Source organism: Shigella sp. FC1567 (genome assembly GCF_001743015.1).
GTDB lineage: Bacteria > Pseudomonadota > Gammaproteobacteria > Enterobacterales > Enterobacteriaceae > Escherichia > Escherichia coli.
The window spans coordinates 1-3,633 of the sequence record NZ_MIIV01000181.1 but is presented as its reverse complement, the minus strand read 5'-3'; the positions used below and the strand labels follow the sequence as shown (position 1 = coordinate 3,633).

The window sequence follows — 3,633 nt, the reverse complement described above, 5'->3', positions numbered from 1 at the left end:
GCTTATAATCTGGTGAGATATCAGATGATTAAAATGGCGGAACATCTGAAAGGTTACTGGCCGAATCAACTGAGTTTCTCAGAATCATGCGGAATGGTGATGAGAATGCTGATGACATTGCAGGGCGCTTCACCGGGACGTATACCGGAGCTGATGCGCGATCTTGCAAGTATGGGACAACTTGTGAAATTACCGACGAGAAGGGGAAGGGCCTTCCGAGAGTGGTAAAGGAGAGGCCCTGGAAATACCCCACAGCCCCGAAAAAGAGCCAGTCAGTTGCTTAACTGACTGGCATTACTTCCTAGGAGAGATTTTTTCTTATTATTCCTCCCCATCTGGTGTTACCCTCCTGCCCATTAACCCATTCAACAGAACTGTGACGCGCCATGGCAAATATCGCTTTGCCGATAGAGCTATGACCGCCAGAAACATGCTTATGAGTATAAAAGAGCAAACGTTAATGACGCCTTACCTACAGTTTGACCGCAACCAGTGGGCAGCTCAGCGTGATTCCGTACCTATGACGTTATCGGAAGATGAGATCGCCCGTCTCAAAGGTATTAATGAAGATCTCTCGTTAGAAGAAGTTGCCGAGATCTATTTACCTCTGTCACGTTTGCTGAACTTCTATATAAGCTCGAATCTGCGCCGTCAGGCAGTTCTGGAACAGTTTCTTGGTACCAACGGGCAACGCATTCCTTACATTATCAGTATTGCTGGTAGTGTCGCGGTGGGGAAAAGTACAACCGCCCGTGTATTGCAGGCGCTATTAAGCCGTTGGCCGGAACATCGTCGTGTTGAACTGATCACTACAGATGGCTTCCTTCACCCTAATCAGGTTCTGAAAGAACGTGGTCTGATGAAGAAGAAAGGCTTCCCGGAATCGTATGATATGCATCGCCTGGTGAAGTTTGTTTCCGATCTCAAGTCCGGCGTGCCAAACGTTACAGCCCCTGTTTACTCGCATCTTATTTATGATGTGATCCCGGATGGAGATAAAACTGTTGTTCAGCCTGATATTTTAATTCTTGAAGGGTTAAATGTCTTACAGAGCGGAATGGATTATCCACACGATCCACATCATGTATTTGTTTCTGATTTTGTCGATTTTTCGATATATGTTGATGCACCGGAAGACTTACTTCAGACGTGGTATATCAACCGTTTCCTGAAATTCCGCGAAGGGGCTTTTACCGACCCGGATTCCTATTTTCATAACTACGCGAAATTAACTAAAGAAGAAGCGATTAAGACTGCCATGACATTGTGGAAAGAGATCAACTGGCTGAACTTAAAGCAAAATATTCTACCTACTCGTGAGCGCGCCAGTTTAATCCTGACGAAAAGTGCTAATCATGCGGTAGAAGAGGTCAGACTACGCAAATAATTTGCAGGGGAGCGAATACTCCCCTTTCTTATTTTTCTGCACTACGCAGGGATATTTCACCGCCCATCCAGGGTTTTATTATTCCATCCTGCTCAAGTAATAAAGCCCCCTGTTTGTCTATTCCGCGTGAAATGCCAAATATTTCTTTATCACCAATGATAAGTTTCACTGGGCGATTAATAAAATTATCCAGCTTTTCCCAGCGCGACAGATAAGGTGCCAATCCTTCTTGTTCGAAGAGTTCCAACGCAGCACGTAATTCACGTATTAGCATGGCCGCCAACGTATTACGATCGAGATTGATCCCCGCTTCCTGCAGCGTGATCCACCCCTGATTAACGACACTCTCTTCAACACGGCGCATTGCCATGTTGATCCCGGCTCCAATGACTATTTGCGCCGCATCGCCAGTTTTGCCAGTCAGCTCCACAAGAATGCCTGCCAGCTTGCGATCCTGCAGATAGAGGTCATTAGGCCATTTGACACGAACTTTATCTGCTCCCAGCTTGCGTAATACTTCCGCCATCACGATACCGATAACCAGACTTAAACCAATCGCCGCCGCCGGGCCTTGTTCCAGACGCCAGAACATCGACAAATATAAGTTTGCGCCAAAAGGCGAAAACCATTTCCGCCCCCGGCGACCACGGCCAGCCTGCTGGTATTCTGCAACACAGGCATCGCCCGATTTAAGCTCTCCGATACGATCAAGAAGGTACTGATTCGTGGAGTCAATAACTGGCAGCACGGCTACACTACCGCCATCCAGCTGACCCAATATCTGTTCAGCATTAAGTAACTGGATGGGCTCAGGCAGGCTGTATCCTTTACCCGGAACGGTAAAGACATCAACGCCCCAGTCACGCAGTGTCTGAATGTGTTTATTAATAGCCGCCCGGCTCATTCCCAGCGTTTCACCCAACTGCTCGCCAGAGTGAAATTCACCGTTCGCTAACAGGGCAATCAATTTCAGTGGCACGGTGTTATCCTTCATGAAATTGTCTCCACTGCGCTCACTTCACCTGATGCACCAATAAAGCGGACTTCAGGCTCAAGCCAGACATTAAATTTTTCACCCACTTTTTGTCTTACATGGTGTGCCAGTTGCACCACATCTTCGCTTTTTGCATTGTCTTCATTAATGAGAACTAACGCCTGTTGACGGTGCACCGCAGCCCCACCCATTTGCATCCCTTTTAGCTGGCACTGATCAATAAGCCAACCTGCTGCCAGTTTTACTGAACCACCCGCCTGGGGGTAATTTGGTGCTGTTGGAAATTGCGCCAGTAATGCTTTAGCCGTTTCGGCAGATACAACAGGGTTTTTGAAGAAACTACCGGCATTGCCATTCACTTTTGGATCAGGGAGTTTGGTGGTGCGCATATGACACACCGCATTAAATACTTGCTGTGGCGTTACTGTTGTAGGATCCAGACGAGTTAAGTCACCATACGTTAGTACAGGTTGCCACTCTTTTAGCAGACGCAGACCTACGGCTACAATGGCGAAGCGATCCTGGTATTCATGTTTAAAAATACTGTCGCGATAGCCAAAACGGCACTCTTTGGCAGTTAAGCGCACTTGCTTGCCTGTCGCCAGTTCAACACAATCAACATAAGCGCAAACTCGCTGTAATTCTACGCCATAAGCACCAATATTCTGGATAGGTGATGAGCCGACACAACCAGGAATTAATGCCAGATTTTCCAGACCAGGCATACCTTCCTGCAAAGTGTATTTTACCAGGCGATGCCAGTTTTCTCCGGCTCCTACATGTAAATACCACGCATCAGGTTCATCATGAATTTCGATACCTTTGATCCGGTTGATGATCACCGTGCCGCGATAGTCTTCCAGAAAAAGTACATTACTTCCTTCACCCAGAATAAGAACGGGTTGTCCTTCTGCGGTTGCATACTGCCAGGCATTGAGTAATTGTTGTTCGTCTTCGGCACATACAATGTGCTGAGCATTATGATCAATGCCAAATGTGTTCCAGGGTTTTAAGGAGTGGTTCATAGCTGCTTTCCTGATGCAAAAACGAGGCTAGTTTACCGTATCTGTGGGGGGATGGCTTGTAGTTATGACGACAGGGAGAGTTTGTAGAAACGCCAAAAGGCCCAGTCTTCCGACCGGGCCTTCTGCTTAATTTGATGCCTGGCAGTTCCCTACTCTCGCATGGGGAGACCCCACACTACCATCGGCGCTACGGCGTTTCACTTCTGAGTTCGGCATGGGGTCAGGTG

Annotated in this window: 3 protein-coding genes, 1 rRNA gene and 1 pseudogene; 2 read left to right on the top strand and 3 right to left on the bottom strand. The window is 47.5% G+C overall.

Annotated features, from left to right (window positions below):
* A pseudogene (locus BHE85_RS12140) lies at positions 1-284 on the top strand (IS4 family transposase); the annotation flags it as partial.
* 152 nt (positions 285-436) lie between these two features.
* On the top strand, positions 437-1,387 hold the full coding sequence (gene coaA / locus BHE85_RS12135) for a type I pantothenate kinase (RefSeq protein ID WP_000023091.1): 951 nt from the start codon (positions 437-439) through the stop codon (positions 1,385-1,387).
* 28 nt (positions 1,388-1,415) lie between these two features.
* Here the strand turns inward: coaA and birA are convergent, their stop codons facing one another.
* The 3 genes from birA to rrf form a co-directional block, all read right to left on the bottom strand.
* Positions 1,416-2,381, bottom strand: a complete 966-nt coding sequence (gene birA, locus BHE85_RS12130; protein ID WP_000654614.1) for a bifunctional biotin--[acetyl-CoA-carboxylase] ligase/biotin operon repressor BirA — start codon at positions 2,379-2,381, stop codon at positions 1,416-1,418.
* A complete protein-coding gene (gene murB / locus BHE85_RS12125) occupies positions 2,378-3,406 on the bottom strand; it encodes a UDP-N-acetylmuramate dehydrogenase (RefSeq protein ID WP_001016691.1) in 1,029 nt (342 codons plus the stop codon). The genes birA and murB overlap by 4 nt, the downstream gene beginning before the upstream one ends.
* 136 nt (positions 3,407-3,542) lie before the next feature.
* Positions 3,543-3,633: ribosomal RNA gene (rrf, locus tag BHE85_RS12120) — 5S ribosomal RNA — on the bottom strand; the annotation flags it as partial.

Bases quoted from the DNA above. Each gene is read 5' to 3' on its own strand.
- coaA (WP_000023091.1), top strand. From the start codon at position 437: ATGAGTATAAAAGAGCAAACGTTAATGACGCCTTACCTACAGTTTGAC.
- birA (WP_000654614.1), bottom strand. From the start codon at position 2,381: ATGAAGGATAACACCGTGCCACTGAAATTGATTGCCCTGTTAGCGAAC.
- murB (WP_001016691.1), bottom strand. From the start codon at position 3,406: ATGAACCACTCCTTAAAACCCTGGAACACATTTGGCATTGATCATAAT.